The following is a 23,128-nucleotide window of genomic DNA, read 5'->3' as shown; positions in this document are numbered from 1 at the left end:
TTATGTTTTTTCTCGATTATTATACATTATATTATAAAATAAAGATTTTAAATAGGCTTTCAATTTCTTAATAATATTTCAATCGTTGTTAATAAATAACTTTATATGTTTTAATGTCTAATATTACACTTGAAGTATAAGATACACTTGAAGTCCATATCAATTATATTTTTAATATTTTTATCTTAAACAAAATTTTTTCAATTTATATAAAATATTAATTGATATGGTTTGAGTTTATCATAGGGAATCAACAATACATAGATTAGGTTGAAAAGAGGTTAGTGTCAACTAAATTTTTCTGTATTAATTTGATATAATTATAAAATTTATTCATGTTAATGGATAAATTTTTATTAAATTTATTATTAATTAAACTTATATAAGTTATATAAATTTATATAAAGTTATATCAAGCTATATTAAATTATATAAATAATATTATAAAATTATATAAAATAGTATAAAATTTTATAAAGTTTTATTAAGTTATATAAAATCTTTATCATGTTATATTAAGTTTATATTGAATTGTTAATAATTTACATTTAAATTTAATAAAACTATTTTATGGCTTTAAAATTAATATTATTAATTAGTAGATTAATTCACACTTCGAACTCTTTTTATTTATATCTACTTGTTATTTTGATTTATATTATTTATACTAAAAATTATCTTACTTTACATTAAATTATTACAAAATCTAATAAATATTAAATAATTTACTCAATATAATAATTTACTCAATATTTGATATAAATAAATTTAAATAATAACTATTTGTTTGATATTATCTAATTATAAACACTATAAATGGATTTAAATAAGGAGGTTATAGCAATAATCATAATTTAAGCATATTAATTTAAAATAATATAATTTAAAATAATTTAAAATAATTAATAACAATTTAACTATTTAACAATTTAAATAATTTAATAGTTTAATATAATCGTAATTTATAAAATCTTTATAAAAATTATTATAGAAAATTATTATAATTATTTTTATAATGATTTGATTAAACACAATGGTGATTCAATGGCTAATATTTTCGATAATTTAGTAGATAAAGGGTCTGTTTTCAAGGATAAACAATATTTAGATCATAGATTTTTACCTGATAATTTACCACATAGAAAAGAACAAATCACAGGAATAGCTAAATACTGGATTGAAGCTTTAAACAATGTGACTCCTTCTGATGTAACAATATATGGGAAAACAGGGACTGGAAAAACTGCAGCAGCTAAATTTGCGATGAAACAACTGGAAGAAGCTGCAAGTAATAAAAATATAAGAATAAGAACTGAATATATTCGTTGCACTGATTATACTACTGAATATCAAGTTATTGCTAAGCTTTGTCAACAAATGGGGAGAGATGTTCCATATAGAGGATGGACAAAAGCAGAAGTTGTAAATACTTTTAGAGACATTCTAAAATCAAGTATTTATGGAAATAAAATGATTCTTATTGTTGTTTTAGATGAAATTGATATTTTACTTAAAAATGATGGTGATGGGATTCTTTATACTTTAACAAGAACTAATAATGTTGCTATTCTTTCTATTAGTAATTATGTTGATTTTAAAAAATTCATAAAAAGTAGAGTTATGAGTAGCTTTAGAGATAGAGAAATTGTTTTTCCACCTTATGGAGCTCAACAATTAGTTGATATTTTAGATGATAGATCAAAACTATCTTTCAATGAAGAAACATTAGATAATGACGTTATACCTCTTTGTGCAGCTATGGCAGCTAAAGAAGAAGGAGATGCTCGTTATGCTTTAGATCTTTTACGTACAGCTGGAGAAATAGCTGATGAAAAAGAAACTGACATTGTTTATGGTTCATATGTTAGAGAAGCTAAGGAAAAAATTGAACATAATAAGGTCACAGATCTTATTTCAACACTCCCTACTCAACAACAAAGGGTTTTAGAAGCTATTTTAAATCTAACTCAAGCAAAAGAAGAAATCACTTCTGGAAAGTTATATGATACATACAAAGAAGTTTCAAAAGGAGATACAGTTTCTTACAGAAGAATTTTTGATTTCATAAATGAACTTGAAATGTTAGGAATCATATCTACTAATACAATTTCAAGAGGCCGTGGAAAGGGAAGAACTAATATTATTGCACTTCAATGTGATAATGATATATTAGAAAATGCTTTGTATTCTGTTTAGTAATTTTCTTTAATTGATATTTTTATTTTTTATAAAATTTTCTCAATTTCATGATTTTTTTCGTTAAAATAAATTTATTGAAGTAAATAATATTTATAAAAATTATAGGAAGTATTTTAATGAAAATAGCTATTTTATCTGTATCAAAAAAGGGAAAAAAACTTTCATCAAAATTAAAATCATTATTAGATGAGGATCCCACTGTTATTAAAGTTAGCTGTTTTCATAAAAATGTTAAAGATAATATAGATTTTATTTTTAATGAAAATATACAAAGGTCTGAATATAATAGTTATAATGGGATTGAAAGTGATAAATATGATGCTATTATTGGGATAATGGCTACTGGAATACTTATAAGAAATATTGCTGATAAACTCAAAGATAAAACAATTGATCCAGCTATTTTATCTCTTGATGATAATGGAAAATATGTAATTAGCTTAGTTTCAGGACATCTTGGAGGAGCAAATGGATTAACTAAAAAAATAGCTAATTTACTTAATAGTGAACCAGTGATTACAACAGCTACAGATACTAATGATAAAATAGGAATCGATACACTTGCAATGAAACTACATTGGAAAATCTTAAATAAAAAAGAAATATTAGCGTTTAATAAAGCTATTTTAGAAGGAAAAGTTATAAAAATTTTTATCAATTTATTTAATAAAGATAATATAGAATATAAACATTATATTGATAATTATTTAAAAATTAAAGAAAAAAATACACTTGAAATTACTGACCTAAAAGAATCAAATTTATCTATAGAAGATATAAAATCTAAAATTTTTTATCTAGATTCGGATAAAGATAATAAATATCCTAATCAAGATATTTATAACAAATATAAAAACTGCAATATTGTAGCTAGTTTTGATAATCATCGAATGTTTTTTAAACCAAAGATGGTCGTAGTTGGAATTGGTGCAAGAGCTAATATATCTAAAGAAAAAGTTATGAATGCTATTAACATAGCTATGAAAAATTTAGATCTTCCACTTGATCGAATAGATTTTATAGCTACAGTTGAAATTAAAAAAGATGAAAAAGGTATTTTAGAATCAGTAAAAGACATTGGTAAGGATTTAAAGATAGTTACTATAGATGAGATAAAGAAATTTAAAGACTCAAATATTTCAAAGTCAGAATTTGTTCAAGAAAAATTCGATATACCTGGAGTAGCTGAACCAACAGCTCTTATTGTAGCTAAAAATGGAACTGCCGATTCTAAACTTATTCATAAGAAAATAGCTATTGATGGAGTTACAGTTGCAATAGCTATTTCTGACTAATTAGCTATTTTTATTAAATAATAATTTTTATAATAATTTTTATATCTTTTCTTTGGATAACATTTTATTTGAAAGTAATAGATATATATTTTTAATACCTATATTGATGATTTAATTTAGGATGGTTAACTATGGAGTTTAGTAAAAATTTTGCAGCTGTTATTTCTATACTTTTCTTTTTTGCGATTGCAGGGATGTTTTTTTTCATTACTTCAAATTTTTTCCCAGAGTTTAGTTTTTATAACAATCCAGTAATAAGACTCATAGCTATATTGGTTTTAATGGTGGTAGCACGGTTATTTTATAATTATTTGAAAAAATATGCATATGATGAAAATGAAGAACAAAATAACAAAAAAGAAAATTAGTTTTTTATTTTTTTATTTTTTAATTATAGCTAGATTTCATAACGAAATAACAGTCTTGCTCTTTAAAATAATCGATATTTAATTCATCAACATTCCTATCTTTTGGAATACCAACTAAAAAAACATTAAAATTAGTTAATTTATTTTTATTAGCTCTAAAATGTATATAACATATCATAGAACTTTTATTTTCAAGAATATTATTAAAATTATCATTTAAAATAATTCTATCATTATTTATAGAATTTTCAATCATAGAAATATCTTTAATACTATCCAAAATCCAATTATTCCCATTATTTATACTATCATTACTAAAAAACAGATAATAGTCGTTATTTTCAAGATCTTTTTTTGTAATTTTGAATTCTTCACATATCCAAACGTAATTTTCACTATCTGAATGATTCAGGTTTGTGAGTGTTTCATGATTACAAATATTTTCATTATATGAATTGAGATTAGAATTAAATATAGAAACAATAGCTAATTCACGATAGAAATCACATTTAACTGTTCTATTTACAACTACAATATTAGATATATTGTTTAAGCTAGATATATCCTCACCAATTATCATTGGATTAATATTAGAATCGATTGGATATATGGTAATTGAACTTTTTATCCTATTATTAAAAATTTTATTTTGAATTAAATTATTATATTCACCATTATCAAGTATTTTTATCTTTTTAAATGATATTGTGTTAATAATTGTTTTATTAGCACTATTTTCAATAGCTAACCCTGGATTTACTCCATTAAAGTTTATTAGCTCTTCCCAATGACTTGGTGTTCCTGGATTATTTATTAAACTATCCACTACTTCATTTGTTATTCGTTCTAGTTCAGCTACTTCTAATGGATTTATTATTTTTTCATTTGAACTATCAATAGTATTAGCTACTATTCCTAAAACTAGAATTAATAGAAATACTACTAGTAAAAGGTCTGTTGAAAATGTTATTCCATAAGAATCTTTTGATAAATTCATATTATCATATTTTTGACATATATTTTAAAATATACATCCTAATTTAATATTATTAAATCAAACCATTCCATATTTAGCTCCATGAGATTCATCAAGTATTAATATTTCATAGACTCCATTTTCTTGATAAATCTGAATAGGATCTCCAGGATAATGATCATAGTAAATAACATGATCTGAACCACTAATGGATCTATATGTGAGATTTGTGACTTTATGCGGAGAAATAAATGTTTCAAGGCCATAATGAGGACAAGTGCTCCTACCTTCTAGTCTACATAGATAACAGCTACCATCTGCACTTTCATGAAAATATCCATTATCAATACAATTTTTCATACATTGGCCTGCACCATGATGTTCATAGGGGTCATAAGGACATTTTTTTATAATTAGCGAGGCCGTAGCATTTTCATAAGCATCTGGATTTAAAAGGTTGTTATTAGCTAGGTAATAGCTAAGTGCATCATTATAGGTAATTTTAGTACCATTTTCAATTAATGTAGGATGATCTTTGCACATTAGAAATGGAAGTGGATCTTTAAGTCCTTCAATAGAAACTACACTTTCAACAATCTTATTATATTCCATTTTTCCTTTTTTTCCTGTAACAAGAGTTTTAACATTGATGTTATAAGGGTTTTCTCCATTATATATACTTAAAACTTCACTTTCAATTATAATTCCATTATTTTTAAGATATTTATTGTTTATATTGTTTAATTTTGCTTGTAATTTATCTTTAATAATATTTCTTGAATTATGAGGAGGGTCATGATTTTTTATTACTTCATTTGATAAATTCTCAGTAATTTCTCTAGTGTTTATTGGTATATTCCTATTATAATCTTCAATTATATAATTAAAGTTATTTGAACTTGTAGAATCGATATTTATATTATTAGATGAAATCGTGAAATTTAAAAGCAGTATAGCTATTAAAACGAATGAGAAAACAAATAGGGTAGATAAACTAGTAAAAATATTTCCATCTTTAGAATTAAAGATAGTTTCAATATATTTACTATTATCAAGATTGGGGGTATTACAACAACTGCTAAATTTCACTGATTTCATAAAAATAGTGTGTAAAAGATTATATATATACTTTATTCAACTAAAATTGTTATATTGTTCCTAATCAGCAATATTGTCCTTTTTCAGTAATATTGCCGTGATTTAGTAATATTGTTTTTGGTTTGAAATATTAATTTTGGAAAAATAAGCTTATTATAAATAATTATTATATTAAAATATTAAATTAATTATTATATATAAAATATTAAATAATATTGATTGAAGCTAATTGAAGAACTATAAATATAGATGTATAATAAGTATAGGTATGTATTATTAAACAACTAAGAAATTTAGAACTAAAATAGCCACAGAAACCAATATTAATGAAGATAAAGCGTCTGTAGTACTTGTAGATATTGGGATTACAATATTATCTGGGTCTAGTCCTTTATTATATGATATAATTGAGATAAAGAAGACTACTAATAACATTATACCTATTAAAATCATTCCAGATATTGTGCTAATTCCCATTACAGTAGCAAAATTTAAACCTTGGATATTAAGCATTTTTGAAGATAATTCAGCTAAAAATCCAATTATTGGGAAGATTATTATAGCTAAAAAGGCAATTATTGAAAAATTTCTAATTGTAGCTTTTTCTGGATGTAAAACAGGATTTATTAAACCAGAATGAAGTGCAGATGAAAGTCTTGCACCTAAAATACTTACAAGGTTTCCACTTTCACCAGAAAATAGTGGCACTAAAGTTAGAAGACTTGGATTCTTTAGAAGTGATTCTATTGAATTATTTAAAAATCCACCAGCTGTGGCTCCTAAGAAAGAGCAAAGAATAAGAACTGGTGTATTTTGTTTAATAATCTTTTTCATCTCTCCTTTAGATTTTATTCCGTAATAAAATCCTAATAAAGCTATTGCTATCAATATCACAAATAAAATATATTTGAGTATTGGATATGATAAGAGTGAAACTATTATTGCAGATGTTATAATTGCTGGTAATGTAAATAAATCTCCAAATGCAGCTATTATTGGAGTTGATATATTATCAGGATCCCATCCATGTTCAAAACTTTTGAGTGAAACTAACATAGTTAAAGGTAGCATTATTAAACTTGAAATTATTCCACCAATTATTGAAATTAAAGTAAAATCAACTAAGCTTATACTTTCAAATCCAAAAATAATACATATTCCTTTAGATATAAAAGCTAAAAATATTGACAATAATAGTGTTAGAATCAAAGAAGATAGAATATTTTCTGATAATATTTTAGAGCGTTTAAATTCTGGAGATAATAAACCAATGTGAAGGTTTGTTGAAAGACGTGAACCAAGAGCCCCGAAAATATTTCCTCTCATTCCTATAGCTCCAGGAATAATAACCATTAATCCTGGAAAAGCTGTTAAATAGAAACTCATTTTTCCAAGGAAAATACCTGCACATAAATCTCCTATAGCACATATTAAAAGAGCTAATAAAGATTCTCTAATTATTGAATTAGTTTCTTTAAAAAAAGACTTGAATCTATGTCCAATCACATAAGGAATTGAAAATAAGTAATTTATCTTTTTATAGACAAATATCACTGAGTTGATTATAAAAGACACTAATATGGATGCTATGCGCCGAATCATCTTCATTAGAAAGTTTGTTTTCTTCACATTTATCACCCACGAACATTTTATCAACTCATTTTATATATTTTAGTATATTTTTTTAATTTTATTTATTCTAGTTTATTATTTATTGATATAATTTATTTTTTTTAGCTTATTCTTTATTTTTTTTATTCAATTTTTATTTATTCTTATTTATTCTTATTTTAATAAACTAGATTTTATTATTTATTAAAAATATTATTTAACTATCATCAATTTGAGATAAACTTTCTTCATCTACTATATCAACTATATCATCAACGTCTATTTCATTATTAGCTAATTTTTTAAGGAGTTCTGAACCAACTTCAGTTCCTTTAGCTATTAAAGTGTCATCAGCTCTAATTACAGTATTTTTATCAGGACCGTAAATCCAATTTTCATCTCTTCTTATAGCTATTACAATCATTCCTGTTCTATTAGCTAATACTAATTCACCAAGAGATTTATCACATAATTCAGAATCATTCTGGACACTAACACTTACAATCAATTCTTCTGCTTCTTCCATAACCATTTTGAATACTGGATGTGGTTTAATACCTTTAATAACAATATCTGCTAAATCTTTAGCTGCATTAGCTATACTTTCAGCTGCTTCAGCTATTTCAAGAAGAGCTGTCAATTTTTCTGCATCTTCAACAGATCTTGCAGCTACAAGAGATTGCTTTTTAATTTCATAATTTGAGCTATTTACCTTGTTTTCAAGCTTCAAAACCTCTTTTGCTGCATCTTTACTATTGAAAAGAACAGCTGAGTAGGCTAAATCTACCATTAATTCTGATAGATTTTTCATCTCTATTAAAATATCTTTTATGCTTGGCATTTGTTTACCCTTCTTGATTATATTATTATTTTAGAATTATATTCTTAAGATTTATTTCATTATTAAATTATTTGTTTATTTTAAAATTTTTTAATTATTTTAATCATGTTATTATTTATTTTTATCTTAATTAAGAATTTTCAATTTTATCTTAATTAAAAATATTTAATAATTTTGAAATTACATTTATATTATATTTATATTAATTTTTATTTATTTTATTAAATTTTATTAAAATTCTATAGAATCTATAACAAAACTATATTTTGTATAAAAATACCTATTAAAATATCAATGAATTCTTGTAGATAATAATTAATTATTAGATAATAATTTACATATCAATTTATTAGATATAAATTTATTATATATTAATTTATTAGATAATATTCTATTATATATCAATTTACAAGATATTAATTTATTAAATATTATTTTTATTATATATTAATTTGCTAAATTTTAATTATCTTTTTTTCTAGTTTCTAAGATACAATGTTTTCTTAGTTTAAGTAATTCTTTTTTCTTAGATTTTAGATCATCAACTTCTTTTAAAATGTTTTTTAGACCTTTTTTTACACATTCTACAGTATCTTTTTGGTGAATCCATTCACAGTCTTCACAGCTCCAAACACCTTTTCCTTTTATCCATTTTCCACCTGTAGACCCATCTCCGCATGGATAGAAAGGACAATAACACAAATCACAGTATTGTGGGCCGTTTTTACATTCGTGGCATGGATAATAATCACAGTCTGTATTTGGGCCAGATACTGATTCTCCAGCTAAATATTTCTCGTAAAATTCTCTAGAAAGAGGATGAATATCTGATTTAACAACATAACCTCTTGGTGTAATCATATAACCATCTTGAAGATAAGTTAAGGAGTTTCCAACAATTAATATTGTTGACATATTAATATCATCTTCATTTAGATTTTCAAGAGTTACTATCTTTGTTTTTACAGATTCATTAGAATCATTATTATATCCACTTTCACTACTATCAACAATTCCAATTAAAGTTTCTAGTGGTTTTGTTTCCATTAATATTTCTTTAAATCTTCTAAAAGGCTTTTTTCTAGATTTACTAATTGGGTTGTAAATAGCCATAATAAAATCAGCTTTAGAAGCAAATTCTATTTTTTTTTCAATTTCTGAAAGTGGAGTTAATATATCACTTAAACTAATAACTGCAAAGTCATGAAGTGGTGCCCCAAGAAGTGAAGAAGCAAAATTTACAGCTGAAACACCTGGAAAAACTTTAATATCATTTTTGGGATCAAATCCCTCATATTTTCCAATGAGTTGAAAAATCAAGTTAGCCATTCCATAAACACCAGGGTCTCCAGAGCTTACTAAAGCTACAGTTTTACCTTCTAAACTTTTTTTTATTGCAAGTTCCCCTCTTGCAATTTCATCTCCCATTCCTTTCTTGATGATTTCCTTATCTTCAATTAGATCATAAATAGAGTCAATATATTTTTTATATCCAATAATAACATCAGACTCTTCTAAGGCATCAAGAGCTGAAACAGTTATTTCTCTTCTTCTTGGCCCAATTCCAATTATATTAATCATCAAGTCACCTTTAATTTGCTGCAATATGTATTAGTTAGTCAGTTGAAGTTTATTTAATAGTCTAATTTATTTAATAGTTTAACTTATTTAATAGTTTAATTATTGATATTGTGATTATCCAATCGTGATAGTTCCATTACTATTACTGTTGCTTGACCCTGCATTAACAGTAGATCCATTAATAGTGGAGTTGTTGGTTCCACCAAAGAGTTTAAGTATTGATAATATTCTAATAGTGCTTAAATCAATTATAATCCCACTACTAGTTACATTAGCTTTTGCCGTAGCTGTTATAAGATAATCAGGAGTTCCTGACAAAACTATTTGTCCTGATGTTGTATTAGGTGAAGAAAATCCTAAAGCTGTTATATTGACATCGATTTCACCATTTTCTGTATCTGAGTATGTAGTTACATTCATAGTGTTGATATCTATTCCATCTACTTTTGCAAGAGCCGATAAGTTAGTTGCAACATCATCTTCATTTGTTATATTTATCTTTTGAGGATCCTTAATCAATACACTGTTAATATTTTCAGAACTGAAAAAATCAGCTATTGTACTAATTTGTAAATCGATAAGCCCTTTTACATCTGGTGCTTCTGAAGTTATGATTGTATAGGAACTTAGAAGCCCTGCTTCAAAGAATCCTATAAAAAGCAATATGATAAGTATAATTTTAAGTGCCCTTGGCATGTAATCACCTAATAATTCAATTAATAAATAGGATTTTTAAATAATCATGTTAATCAATTTTTTAATTATAGTTGTATGATAATTCAAATCAACAAATAATGCTAATTCTTAATAAATTTAATTATTAAATTTAATAATCTTAATTAATAATAATTTAATAGTTTATAATACTTTATAATAGTATTTAATATCTTTAATATCTTTTATATCTTTAATATTAATTTATTTTATAAATAAAAAATATAAAATATTTATTTTCATTTATTTTTCTATAGTTTAATCTTAATTAAATATAATATATTAAATATGTTTATTCATTATAATAAAACTAACTGTTATTATAATCATTGTTGATTTGTTAATTATTAATAATAAATTATTGATATTGTAGTTATTATTTTTAATATTAGTTAAAAATATAAAGATAGAGAATTAATTATAATAAATATAATAAACAAAAATTGAATAAAAAATAATACAATGATAGTGATAAATAAATAGAATAAATACATTAACACGATAAATACATTAAACAGAATAAATAAATATATTAAATAAGATGATATGTTAAATTTATTAATTTATTAATTACTTTAATACATTATATATTTTAATACATTATATATTAATCACATCAAATAAGATTTAAAATAAAATTATTTAAGATAGATATAAATGACAACAGAAGTTCTTTTTAAATTTGCCAAAAAAGATATTAATTTATCTCCAAAAGCTTATGATTTAATCAATGGATTAGAAGATCCTTTAGACTTTTCATCATCACTCATTGTTAGATTAAAGAGTCAAGAATTTTCTAAAAATGATTTAATTTCTTTAGATGCTGTAATAGTTGAAGAATTTATAAAAACCTTAGGCTTAGATCTTCCATCACATGATGGTGGTGAAAATTCAATTTCTAAATCTCAAAAAACTCTTATTCATAATGAAAAACAGGATAATAATGTTGATGAAAATACTATTGGAGAAAACGAAATTGATAATGATAGTTATAAAGTGAACAATATTAAAAAACCTATTTGTTCTTCAGGTCCTAATTCTTCTATTGTTGATACTATTTCTACTATTTCTACTGATTTTACTGATTCTAATCATAATTCTATTGATGAACTGGGTGAAATGGGTGAAATAGATAAAATTGATAAAGTTACTGATGGGACTGTTAAAAATATTGATGATTATAATCCTCAAGATATTCCAACTGAAATCGAAGTTAAGAAATTTGAAGCTTCTAAATGTAAAAGAAATTCTAAAGAATCTACAATAGACTATGATTTTGAGATACTTCAAGATACTAGTAAAAAATCTTATACTAGTGGGGAAATTGGGAATTTAATTACATATTTCAAAAATAGATATGATAAATTGTCAAATATTCTCTCTCGAAGACCAGAACTTAAAGCATATCAAAAAATAAATGATCTTGAAGAAAAAGCAACAGATTTAAACCTAATTTTAATGGTTAGAGAGATTAGAACCACAAAAAATGGACATAGAATTATTGTATTTGAAGATGATACAGATGAAATAAGTGTTCTCTTCCATAAAGATAATCATGAATTATTTAGACAGTCAGAAAAACTTGTTAAAGATGAAATTATTGGTTTAATTGCTGAAAGGAAAGGAGATTTAGCTATTGCTACTCAAATCATTCAACCAGGTGTTCCAAGAATAGCTCAAAAATCAATGGATTTTTCAGCTGTATTTACTTCTGATGTTCATATTGGTAGCTTAACATTTCTTGAAGATGCTTTTGTAAGATTTACAGACTGGTTAAATGGAGATTATGGAACTGAAGAACAGAGAGAAATCGGAAATGATATTAAGTATATGATTGTTGGTGGAGATATAGTTGATGGAATAGGTGTTTATCCAAACCAAGATAAGGAATTAGCTATTAAAGATATTACAGAACAATATGACGAAGCAGCACGTCTTCTTGGAAATATTAGAAGTGATATTAAGATTATTATTTCACCTGGAAACCACGATGCATCAAGAGTAGCTGAACCACAACCAGCGATACCTGAAAAATATGCAAAATCTCTTTATGAACTTAATAATGTTGAATTTGTAAGTAATCCTTCTATCGTAAGTCTTGATGGATGGAATACTTTAATTTACCATGGACGTGGTTTTGATGATATAGCTATTACTGTAAAAGGTTTTTCACATGAAAGGAATGATTTAATTATGGAAGAATTATTAAATAAACGTCATCTTGCACCAATTTATGGAGAAAGAACTCCTCTTGCTTCAGAGCTAGAAGATCATCTTGTCATTGATAACATTCCAGATATTTTCCATACAGGTCATGTTCATATCAATACTTATAAAAATTATAAAGGAGTTCACATGATTAATTCTGGAACTTTTCAGACACAAACAGAGTTTCAAAAAGTTCATAATATTCTTCCAACTTGTGCAGAAGTTCCAGTTCTTCATAGAGGTGTTTATAAACAATTAAAATTTATCTGAGCTGATTAAAATATTAATACAATTTTAGCTCACTATTTATTATCTAAAGGTGTAATTATGAATAAAAATGATAATATTAGAAGTGTTATAGAAGTTTCAAAATATCTTTTTGACAGAAAATTAGTTTCAGGTAAGGCTGGAAATGTAAGTGCTAGATTTAAAGGTAGTGGGATGGATATAATAGCTATAACTCCTACTATGAGATCTCTTGGATCTATAAAAGAAGAAGATATTGTTTTAATAGATATAGATGGTAATAACTTAACAAAAGGAACACCTTCATCTGAAATTAACCTTCATTTAGCTATTTATAAAGCAAACAATGATATTGGAGGGATTGTTCACACTCATTCACCTTTTGCCACGGGGTTTGCTTTTTCAGACAAAAGGATAAAAAGACTTGAAGGATTTGGAAAGATAACTTCACCTTACTTAGCTGACATTGATTATGAAAAACCAGGAAGTCAAGAATTAGCTGATGCAGCTGCTCATGTTCTTAAAAATGAAGATGTTTTAATATTAAAGAAACATGGGGTTATATCTACTGGAAGTAATGTAAGTGAAGCATGTTCATTATCTGAGTTTGTAGAGGATATAGCTAAAACTCAGTTTATATCTCATACTTTGAATCTATCTAATTCTTTCTAATTTTTCTTTTTATTTCTTTTTATTTTCTTTTTTATTTTTATTTAGATATTTTATTTTTTAACAATATTTACTAATTTTAGAATATTCATAAAAGATATATAATAGAAATTTTATTATTTAGGAAAAAATTAAATAATACTTTTTACAGATATATATACATTATTTTATTTACAGTATGTATATATTAAGGTATTTAAAGTATTTTAAAGAAAATATGAAGGGATTTTATGAAAGAAGAAGTAGGAAATGGAAAGGTAATTAATGTTATGGAAAACTATAATTTGTCTAACATTATAGTAGATGGAAAATTTTTTACAGCTTTGTTAAATCAAAAAGAAGATTTATCTAAAATAAAAGATCTTGGAACATTTGATGTTAAATTAAATAATGGTAGAATGTTATTTGATTGTAAAATTGATAATGAAACATCTGAAGGTAATAGAATTATCATTAGGGGATATTTTACAAAATTTGAATAATTTTGCTTTCAAATAAATAAAATTTAATTAAATAGAAAAAATATATTAGAGATAAATAAAAAAATTGAAATTGTCTAATAGATAATGAATAATGATAGTAGAATAAGTTGAATAAATAAAATAATAAAATATAATTTTGTGACAATTGTCACATTAGAAAAATAAAATAATTTAATAAAAAAGAAATTAGTTGGTTTTAATAGATTCTAACTTACTTAAAACTTCCCAAATGAGAGTTCTTGCGTGAATTGGTATGTTAGGATCGTTACTAATTTCGTCTAAAATTAAAATAACTGCACTAGCTCTTACAGTTTCATCTTCTTCTTCATTATTCAAAATGGTGTTTGATTCATCTGCCGCTCTTCTAATATTACGTGGAACACTAGGATTCTCCATAATATGTTTTAAAATTTCAGAAACTTCACCAAAAATACTGTTACTCATAAATAATCCTCCAGAAATTAAAATAAATAATAATTAACTTTATACTAATTTTATACTAATTTTTACATAATATTTAAATATAGGTATATAAACTTATAATTGATATAAATATTTATAATAAGTAATATACACATTTAAAAACGTAAATTATCACGAATTCATTAAATACACTTAAATTGAGCAATAATAGTAAATATAATAAATATTAAAAATTTTAATATAATTAAAGTTATAGTAATATTTAATGTCAAATTACTATACATTCCTTATATTACAACTATCTATTTAAAAAGTTTTTGTATTTTCACTAGTATTTCAATAATTTTTATATAAATTAAAAATTTTTAATATCAAAAACTTTATCTATTATAAAAACTAAAATAGATATTATAAAATCAAGTAAAAGTATTACTTTTATAAATAATTACTTTTATAAATAAATTTTTATATGATTATTACAATATATTTAGAATATATTTATTTATTATAAACTAAAATTGATAATAATATTAATACAATATAATAATCAATTTCAATAATCAAATTTTACTTAAATTTTACTAAACTAACAAATATAATTAATAATTTTAACATTATTAATAGGAGAATTTATATGTCTGATATTATAAGAAGCTGGCGTCATATTCAACAAAGATATAACCTTATTGGATCTAAATGTACTAATTGTGATGGAGTATACTTTCCCCCAAGGGTAATTTGCCCGAAATGTAGAAGAAAAGGAAATATAGAAAATATTCAATTTAGTGGGAAAGGAAAAATTCATAGCTTTTCAATAGTTGAAACTCCAACTGATGATTTTAAAACTATAGCACCTTATGCAGTAGCTATTATTGAATTAGAAGAAGGTGCAAAACTCACATCTCAACTTGTGGAATGTGATTTAGATGAAATTGAAATCGGAGATCCTGTTGAAATGGTATTTAGAAAAATCAGAGAAGACGGTGATGATGGAGTAATTTCATATGGGTTTAAATTCAAGCCAGTCAAGTGAAAATACTAATTTCACAAATAATGACTTGAAAACATCGAATATAATTCCTGATGATTTTGGAGTTCTTCTTATTAGTCATGGAAGTAGTTTACCCTATGCAGAAGAAACTTTCAAAGAAATAGCTAATAAATTTGTTATTAAAACAGGATATAACACTGAAGTTGGATATATGAAGGTAGCTGAACCTTCTATTTCTAAAGCTATTGATATTTTAGTCAGTAAAAATGAAAATTTAAAAAAAATAATAGCTATGCCAGTATTTTTAGCTCCAGGAATTCATACAAACATTGATATACCAATTATTTTAGGTTTAGAACCAAAAGAAACCGATCCAAGATGCCCTGATGGAAATTATTCTGATGATCATTATCTTAATAAAACCGAACCTGTAAACTTTACTGGAGAAATCGATTTAATCGATTGTATTGGCCCTGATCCTGTTATTATAGATATCATTAATAAAAAAGTGGAATTAGCTATAAAAAAATCAAATAAGGATATAAACTCAGAAAAAACAGGTGTTTTACTTGTTAGTCATGGGAGTAGATTAAATTATAACAGAGAGTTTATAACTGATATTTATAATCAATATAAAAATCAAACTAAATTTCATGTTGGACAAGGTTTTATGGAACTTTGTGAACCTACAATCTCACAAGCTATTGATGAAATGATAAATAAAGCTGATTTCGAAAGATTAGTTGTTGTTCCTGTATTTTTAGCTCCAGGAGTTCATACTACTAGAGACATTCCTACTATCTTAGGTATTCTTGAAGAAAATGAATCAAATTCTCATAATCATTCTCACGGTCATTCCCATAATCATAATCATGATCATGTTCATGTTCATGGAGATAATGTCGATTTTGATGGTGAAATTCTCTATACTGAACCACTAGGGGATGAAGATCTAATTATTGATATCATTAAAAATAGAATTGAGAGTAAAATTATTGAATAATAAAATAATTTCAATATTTTTATTTATTTTTACATATTAAATTTTTATCTATTTATCCTTTTTTATTATTTATTTTATTATAATTTTTTAGTTTTAATGTTTTTATATTAATCTTTATTAAATTTTATTAGTTTTTATTATATTTCATTATATTTTATTTATTTTAAATTTTTATAGTTTAATATTCTTTAAATTTTTTTAAAGAAAAATTGATAAAATATATAATATACTTTAATTAAAATAAAAATTATATTAAAATGTAATTGATTAATATAAAATCATCTTTAAAAAATTGAAATAATAATTATCTTATTTATTAATAAAAATCAGGAGAGCAATAATGATAGAAAAAGAACCAAATTTTACATCAGAAAATACAGGAATACTATTAATGAGTCATGGAAGTAGACATCCATTGGCTAGTGAAACTTTTAATAAAATAGCTGATATGTTTAGAGAAGAAACTGATTTTAAAGTGAATGTAGGATATATGGAGATTCATGAACCTAATATTCCTAAAGCTCTTGATGAACTAGTAAAAGGTACAAAAATCGATACAATAATTGCAGTTCCTGTTTTTTTAGCTCATGGAATGCATACAACTAGAGATATTCCTAAAATACTGAGATTAACCGATGATGAAGCAACTGACGACCAAAATACCCCTAAACATCATAGTCATGAGGAAAAACACCATTCAAGTAATGAAGATCATAGTCATGAAGAAAAGCATCAGCATGGTCATCATCACCATCATGACCTTGAAAAGATTGATTTTGATGGAAAAATAATATATACAGAACCTTTGGGAGCAGATTCTTTGGTTATTGAAATAATTAAAAATAGAGTTAATAATGCTTTAAAAATTAAATAAGCAAATAAACTCATTATTATTTAAAAATAATTGGATATTATATTTAATACACTTGTGATGCCTTTAAAATCTCGGTACCTCTTAGAATAAGCAAATATGCTTTCCCATATCTATCAAAACTAATTCCTTCAAATTCACGTTTTGTAGAAAATATGGTGTAATAAAAATCATTCATAGTTAAAGTTCCTTCTATCATTTTAGTTAAAGGTGCTGAGTAAATTGCTCCATCAGAAACTAAATAAATCCGATTATTTTTTTTGTTTACAGCTAATGATTGAGGATATGTTCCAGGACGGTTCTCTATTATAGTTAATAATTTCATCTGGATTTTATTTCCACTTAATTTTCCAGAAAATATATATGAGTATCCTGATGGATTTATTTTAGATTTTACAGTTTTATCTGTGTAAAAATTTCCTTTTTTATCAAAAGCTAAATTAAGAAATGGTTTAATATATTTATTATTAAGTTTAGCCTTGAAATTATAGATTAAATAAGGGGTAAGTGTTTTTAAACTGATTTTCATTAATTTTAAGTTATTTGAATCGTGATTATTATCTTGCCACATGTATAATGAATTAGTTTTTGAATCATAAGTAAGAGATTGCCCATGACCTCCAATAAATTTTTTTCCTATTTTTATACCACTTTTAATTCTCTTTTGCTCTTTTGTTAGCTTTGAACCCTTTCTCATACTGGTTCCAAGCTTTCTGAGTTTAGATAATCCTTTTCCTTTATTATATTTATCAATTATTTTAGTGTCATATCTTATAATAAAACCTTTATTTGATCCATATCCTGCAGAAGTATATATATAAATATATTTTCCTTGAACTACTATAGACTGACAGTTATACCAATATTCGGTCTTTCCATTTTTTCCTCCATCTTTCCAAGACATTGGAAGGAAATATTTGGTTATAAATGTATATTTTTTTCCTATTTTCGTTTTTATAGTGTTTTTATCGGTTTCGTATCCTTTTTTTCTAGAGTATTTAGGAGATTTTGAATAGGTTTTTGGACTATTCACGAATTTTGGAGCATTTGTGTTTTTAATTTCTACTGTTTTATTAGAATCTATATCAACATCATTTATATTCTTAACATTTGCACTATTTACACTATTAATATCTGATAATATTAATATTAATCCAATAAGTATTAACATACTTAAAAAAACTTTTTTTTGTTTCATATTCACACCAACCCCCTGTTAGTTTTTTGTTTTATAGTTTACTAATTAATACTATTTATAAATATTCTTATTATATTTTCTATAATTTGAAAATATTACATTTAAAATTATTGTAAAATTTTATTATATTCAAAAACAAATATATTATAATGTCAAATAAACATCTTCAAGTTTCAAATCTTGGTGAAAAAAAGTTAATTGAGAGGATTGTTGAAAAATCAAATGACTTTCATAGCTCAATAAATAATAAAAAAAATAATATTAATTTCACACAATTTATTGGAGATGATGCTGCATTAATCGATTTTAAAAAGAATGAAGATAAAAACGAAACATATTTGATAGCAACATCAGATCTTTTGATCCAAAATCAGCATTTTCCGAAACAAATGTCTTATTTCCAAATGGGATGGAAAGCTGTAACAGTAAATGTCAGTGATTTGGCAGCTATGGGAGCAAAACCAACTGGGATTTTAATTAATTTAGCTATTCCAAAAAATCTTAAACTTAGCTATTTTGATGAAATAATTGATGGAATTTTAAATGCATGTTATTATTACAAAATTCCTCTTATTGGTGGAGATACAAATCAGGCTGATCAAATCATAATCTCAGGAACTGCATTAGGAAAAACAAAAAAACAAAATACTTTGAAAAAATATGGTTTCAAAAAAGGGGACTTAATAGGGATCACTGGAGAATTGGGATTAGCTGCATTAGGATTTGAAATATTAAAAGAAGAAAATATCAAAATAATAAAAAATGGACTAAAAAATAAAGAAATTTCTCAAGCTATTATTGATTTAGCTATTGAAAAAGTTTTAAAACCAAAAGCTAGATTGAATGAAGGAATTATTCTCAATAAATTTGCTTCTTCAGCTACTGATATTACTGATGGATTAGCTAGTGAATTATATGAACTTTTTGATGCTGATAAACGTAATAATAAAGATAGTAATTTAGGATTAAGAATTTATGAAGATAAAATAGCCAATGAACCGATTTTTAAAGAAATTTATAAGATATCTAAGTTTTTAAATAAAGATATATTAGACCTTATATTCCACGTTGGAGAAGATTTTGAGGTTTTATTTACTTTTAACAATAATAATAAGGAATATTCTAACATTTATAATAATTTTGGCAGTGATTATATTATAATTGGTGAAATTAATAATTCTAATAGAGTTGAAATCGAATATTCTAATGAAAAAATAGAAAAATTATCTCCAAAAGGATATGAACACTTGTCTAATGATTGATTAAATAATTTGGTTACATTATTATATTATTATAAATCATATAATATCATATTATTATATTCTTATATTAATCATTGGTTATTTGATTATTTGGTCCTGATTATTATCTAGCTGGGTTATTTGATTATATTATTTGATTATTCTATTATCTAATTATATATTAATAGAGGTAAAATAATGATAGTTGAGTCGATTCTATATGATAAAATAGATAAAAATATAGATAGAAATATAAAAAATATAGATGAATTCATAAAAGAGGAATCATCAAAAAACGTTCAATGCAATGTTTGTAATCATAGGTGTAAAATAGCTGATAATAAATATGGATTTTGTTTAACACGTAAAAATAGACATGGAACTCTTTATAGTTGTAATTTTGCATCAATTTCTTCTCAAGGTATAGATCCAATTGAAAAAAAACCATTGTATCACTTTCTTCCAGGATCTTTAAGTTACTCACTTGGTGGTTTTGGTTGTAATATGAGATGTTTGAATTGTCAGAACTATATCATCTCTCAAAATTTAGTGAAGAATAGAAAAGCTATTGAAATCTTTCCAGAAAAAGCTGTGGAAAATGCTATTAGTAATAATTGTCAATCGATTTCTTGGACCTATAATGAACCTACTATGTACTTAGAGTACACACTTGAAACAGCTTTATTATCTCATAAAAAAGGCCTTAAAAATATCTATGTCAGTAATGGTTATATGAGTGAAAAAGCTCTTGAACTCCTTATTCCAAAAATTGATGCCTTTAATATTGATTTGAAATCAATGAACAATGAATTTTATAAAGATATTTGTCAGGCCACTCTTGACCCTATATTAGATAATTTAAAAGTTATTTATAAAAATAAAAAACATCTTGAAATTACAAATCTTTTAATCAGTGATTTTAATGATTCAAATGAGTTAATAACTAGTTTAACAGAGTTTATAGCTAATGAATTAGGAAAAAAAGTCCCAATTCATTTTTCAAGATTTTTTCCACATTATAAAATGGAAGATGTTCCACCTACAGAAATAAATAAACTAATGAGAGCAAAAGAAATAGCTATTGAATCAGGACTAAAATATGTTTATTTAGGAAATGTCCCATCAGACCAAAGTACCTATTGTCCTAATTGTAATGAACTACTTATTGAAAGAAATAATTATAATACTATTAATAAAAGAAAAATTAAAGATAATAAATGTGTTAATTGTGGCGAAAAATTAAATATTGTATTTTAATCAGTATTTTAATTGAATATTTTTTTAAATAATTTAAATAATTTAATCAATATAATTAATTTAATTAATTTAAATAATTTAAGCAATTTAATTAATTATAAGTAATTATAAGTAATAAATAATTAATATTAAAATTATGAGGAATTGAATTGAAAAAATTTAACTTTATCAAAACATCCATTGAAGGAATTTTCATTATAGAGCCAACAATTTTTGGGGATGAAAGAGGATACTTCTTGGAAACATATCATAAAAAGGAATTTGAGGAAAATGGACTAAATGTGAATTTTGTTCAAGATAATCAATCAAAATCCACTAAAGGTGTTTTAAGAGGACTTCACTTCCAATATACTCAACCTCAAGGAAAACTTGTGAGAGTAATTAAAGGGGAAGTTTTTGATGTAGCTGTTGATTTAAGAAAGGATTCCACTACTTATGGGGAATATATAAGTGTAATTCTTTCAGAAAAAAATAAAAAACAGTTTTACATTCCTCCTGGATTTGCCCATGGTTTTCTTGTGTTGAGTGATGAAGCTGAGTTTACCTATAAATGTACAGATTTCTATAATGGTCCTGATGAAGGAGGAATAATATGGAATGATCCAGAAATTGGTATTAAATGGCCATTAAATGAAAATGAAATGATATTATCTGAAAAAGATATGAAATGGAAATCTTTAAGTGAAACACCAACTGATTTTTAAGGTATTTTTTAGAGAGGTTTAAAGATGAAAATATTGGTTACTGGTGGAGCAGGGTTTATTGGAAGTAATTTTATTCATTATATGTTAGAAAAATATCCTGATTATTGTATTATCAATTTAGATTCACTTACATATTGTGGAAACTTAGAAAATCTAAAAGATACAGAAAAAAATCCTAATTATAAATTTATAAAAGGAGATATAGCTAACAATCAACTTATTGATACAATTGTTTTTGAAAATAAAGTTGATTATATTATCAATTTTGCAGCTGAATCTCATGTAGATCGTAGTATACAAAATCCTAAAATATTTTTAGAATCAAATATTATTGGAACTCAAAATCTTCTTGAGATAGCTAAAAAGTATCATGAAAAAGGCCAACTTAAAAAATACATACAAATTTCAACTGATGAAGTGTATGGAACTCTTGGTAAAACTGGTTATTTTACAGAAAAAACTCCTTTAGCTTCAAATAGTCCTTATTCAGCTAGTAAAGCCGGGGCTGATCTTATTGTTAGAGCTTATCATGAGACTTTTCATCTTCCAATAAATATTACTAGATGTTCTAATAATTACGGCCCTTATCAGTTTCCAGAGAAATTAATTCCATTAATGATCAATAATGCTTTAAATAACAAAAAACTTCCAGTTTATGGAGATGGAAAGAATGTAAGAGACTGGTTGCATGTCTATGATCATTGTACAGCTATTGATTTGGTTCTTCATAAAGGAAAAGCAGGAGAAGTATATAATATTGGTGGAAACAATGAAAAAGAAAATATTGAAATTGTTAAACTAATACTTCAATACTTAAAAAAATCAGAAGACTTAATTGAATATGTTGAAGATAGATTAGGGCATGATAGAAGATATGCTATTGATTCAACTAAAATACAAAAAGAATTAGGATGGAAACCAAAATATACATTTGAAATTGGCATGAAAGAAACTATTGAATGGTATTTAGCCAATAATGATTGGTTAAATAATATTATTTCTGGAGATTATATTAGTTATTATGAAAAAATGTATGGAAAAGATTGAGATTTATTTATTATTTAATCATCAATCTTATAATTTTATTTAAATCATTTTATTCTAGTAATTTTATTCTAGTGATTTTATTTTAATAATTTTATTTTATCAGTT

The 23,128-nt window shown here is 24.4% G+C and carries 21 protein-coding genes; 13 read left to right on the top strand and 8 right to left on the bottom strand.

Features of this window, described 5'->3' with window-relative positions; all coding sequences use genetic code 11:
- The first annotated feature begins 1,044 nt into the window (after window positions 1–1,044).
- The 3 genes from KQY27_RS02835 (at window position 1,045) to KQY27_RS02825 (ending at window position 3,862) form a co-directional block, all read left to right on the top strand.
- Entirely contained in the window at window positions 1,045–2,196 is a 1,152-nt protein-coding gene (locus KQY27_RS02835) for an orc1/cdc6 family replication initiation protein (RefSeq protein WP_224425065.1), read from the top strand.
- 119 nt (window positions 2,197–2,315) lie between these two features.
- Window positions 2,316–3,494, top strand: a complete 1,179-nt coding sequence (locus tag KQY27_RS02830; protein ID WP_224425064.1) for a cobalamin biosynthesis protein — start codon at window positions 2,316–2,318, stop codon at window positions 3,492–3,494.
- A 131-nt stretch (window positions 3,495–3,625) separates the two neighbouring features.
- On the top strand, window positions 3,626–3,862 hold the full coding sequence (locus tag KQY27_RS02825; RefSeq protein WP_224425063.1) for a hypothetical protein: 237 nt from the start codon (window positions 3,626–3,628) through the stop codon (window positions 3,860–3,862).
- 19 nt (window positions 3,863–3,881) lie between these two features.
- On the opposite strand, the gene KQY27_RS02820 is transcribed toward KQY27_RS02825, so the two are convergent.
- The 6 genes from KQY27_RS02820 to KQY27_RS02795 all read right to left on the bottom strand — a co-directional run bounded on the left by KQY27_RS02820 (window position 3,882) and on the right by KQY27_RS02795 (window position 10,665).
- Window positions 3,882–4,859, bottom strand: coding sequence for a hypothetical protein (locus KQY27_RS02820; protein WP_224425062.1), 978 nt, complete (start codon window positions 4,857–4,859; stop codon window positions 3,882–3,884).
- Between the two features lie 57 nt (window positions 4,860–4,916).
- Window positions 4,917–5,936 carry a hypothetical protein gene (locus KQY27_RS02815; RefSeq protein ID WP_224425061.1) on the bottom strand — a complete coding sequence of 340 codons (1,020 nt, stop codon included), beginning with the start codon at window positions 5,934–5,936 and terminating at the stop codon, window positions 4,917–4,919.
- 276 nt (window positions 5,937–6,212) lie between these two features.
- Window positions 6,213–7,565, bottom strand: a complete 1,353-nt coding sequence (locus KQY27_RS02810; protein WP_224425060.1) for a magnesium transporter — start codon at window positions 7,563–7,565, stop codon at window positions 6,213–6,215.
- A gap of 199 nt (window positions 7,566–7,764) precedes the next feature.
- Window positions 7,765–8,388 (bottom strand): potassium channel family protein, encoded by a 624-nt coding sequence (locus KQY27_RS02805; protein ID WP_224425059.1) that lies wholly within the window; start codon window positions 8,386–8,388, stop codon window positions 7,765–7,767.
- A gap of 462 nt (window positions 8,389–8,850) precedes the next feature.
- Entirely contained in the window at window positions 8,851–9,969 is a 1,119-nt protein-coding gene (gene cobJ, locus KQY27_RS02800; protein ID WP_224425058.1) for a precorrin-3B C(17)-methyltransferase, read from the bottom strand.
- A gap of 114 nt (window positions 9,970–10,083) precedes the next feature.
- Window positions 10,084–10,665 (bottom strand): hypothetical protein, encoded by a 582-nt coding sequence (locus KQY27_RS02795; RefSeq protein WP_224425057.1) that lies wholly within the window; start codon window positions 10,663–10,665, stop codon window positions 10,084–10,086.
- Window positions 10,666–11,340: 675 nt separating this feature from the next.
- Here KQY27_RS02795 and KQY27_RS02790 point away from each other — a divergent pair.
- The 3 genes from KQY27_RS02790 (at window position 11,341) to KQY27_RS02780 (ending at window position 14,288) form a co-directional block, all read left to right on the top strand.
- Window positions 11,341–13,161 carry a DNA-directed DNA polymerase II small subunit gene (locus KQY27_RS02790; RefSeq protein WP_224425056.1) on the top strand — a complete coding sequence of 607 codons (1,821 nt, stop codon included), beginning with the start codon at window positions 11,341–11,343 and terminating at the stop codon, window positions 13,159–13,161.
- Between the two features lie 57 nt (window positions 13,162–13,218).
- Window positions 13,219–13,809: a class II aldolase/adducin family protein gene (locus tag KQY27_RS02785; protein WP_224425055.1), complete on the top strand. Its 591-nt coding sequence runs from the start codon at window positions 13,219–13,221 to the stop codon at window positions 13,807–13,809.
- Window positions 13,810–14,036: 227 nt separating this feature from the next.
- Window positions 14,037–14,288 (top strand): hypothetical protein, encoded by a 252-nt coding sequence (locus tag KQY27_RS02780; RefSeq protein WP_224425054.1) that lies wholly within the window; start codon window positions 14,037–14,039, stop codon window positions 14,286–14,288.
- Between the two features lie 186 nt (window positions 14,289–14,474).
- Here KQY27_RS02780 and KQY27_RS02775 read toward each other — a convergent pair whose 3' ends face one another.
- Window positions 14,475–14,732: a UPF0147 family protein gene (locus tag KQY27_RS02775; protein ID WP_224425053.1), complete on the bottom strand. Its 258-nt coding sequence runs from the start codon at window positions 14,730–14,732 to the stop codon at window positions 14,475–14,477.
- 613 nt (window positions 14,733–15,345) lie between these two features.
- On the opposite strand from KQY27_RS02775, the gene KQY27_RS02770 reads away from it, so the two are divergent.
- From KQY27_RS02770 to cfbA (KQY27_RS02760), 3 genes are all read left to right on the top strand, one after another.
- Entirely contained in the window at window positions 15,346–15,744 is a 399-nt protein-coding gene (locus tag KQY27_RS02770) for a Zn-ribbon domain-containing OB-fold protein (protein WP_224425052.1), read from the top strand.
- The gene (gene cfbA, locus KQY27_RS02765; RefSeq protein ID WP_224425051.1) at window positions 15,716–16,705 is read left to right on the top strand and encodes a sirohydrochlorin nickelochelatase; all 990 of its coding nucleotides are present in this window, start codon (window positions 15,716–15,718) and stop codon (window positions 16,703–16,705) included. The genes KQY27_RS02770 and cfbA (KQY27_RS02765) overlap by 29 nt, the downstream gene beginning before the upstream one ends.
- Window positions 16,706–17,045: 340 nt before the next feature.
- Window positions 17,046–17,579, top strand: coding sequence for a sirohydrochlorin nickelochelatase (gene cfbA / locus KQY27_RS02760; RefSeq protein ID WP_224425050.1), 534 nt, complete (start codon window positions 17,046–17,048; stop codon window positions 17,577–17,579).
- A 43-nt stretch (window positions 17,580–17,622) separates the two neighbouring features.
- Here cfbA (KQY27_RS02760) and KQY27_RS02755 read toward each other — a convergent pair whose 3' ends face one another.
- Window positions 17,623–18,780, bottom strand: coding sequence for a hypothetical protein (locus KQY27_RS02755; RefSeq protein WP_224425049.1), 1,158 nt, complete (start codon window positions 18,778–18,780; stop codon window positions 17,623–17,625).
- Window positions 18,781–18,923: 143 nt separating this feature from the next.
- Here KQY27_RS02755 and thiL point away from each other — a divergent pair, with 143 nt between their 5' ends.
- From thiL to rfbB, 4 genes are all read left to right on the top strand, one after another.
- Entirely contained in the window at window positions 18,924–20,036 is a 1,113-nt protein-coding gene (thiL, locus tag KQY27_RS02750) for a thiamine-phosphate kinase (RefSeq protein WP_224425048.1), read from the top strand.
- A gap of 177 nt (window positions 20,037–20,213) precedes the next feature.
- Complete coding sequence (amrS, locus tag KQY27_RS02745; protein ID WP_224425047.1) at window positions 20,214–21,272, top strand: AmmeMemoRadiSam system radical SAM enzyme; 1,059 nt, start codon at window positions 20,214–20,216, stop codon at window positions 21,270–21,272.
- A gap of 149 nt (window positions 21,273–21,421) precedes the next feature.
- Window positions 21,422–21,976 (top strand): dTDP-4-dehydrorhamnose 3,5-epimerase, encoded by a 555-nt coding sequence (rfbC, locus tag KQY27_RS02740; protein WP_224425046.1) that lies wholly within the window; start codon window positions 21,422–21,424, stop codon window positions 21,974–21,976.
- Between the two features lie 24 nt (window positions 21,977–22,000).
- Window positions 22,001–23,023, top strand: coding sequence for a dTDP-glucose 4,6-dehydratase (gene rfbB, locus KQY27_RS02735; RefSeq protein WP_224425045.1), 1,023 nt, complete (start codon window positions 22,001–22,003; stop codon window positions 23,021–23,023).
- Window positions 23,024–23,128 lie beyond the last annotated feature (105 nt).

This window comes from Methanobrevibacter sp. TMH8 (genome assembly GCF_020148105.1).
In the GTDB taxonomy this organism is placed as follows: Archaea; Methanobacteriota; Methanobacteria; order Methanobacteriales; family Methanobacteriaceae; genus Methanobinarius.
Note: the sequence above shows the minus strand (reverse complement) of the source record. Positions and strands in the feature narration are given on the sequence as shown.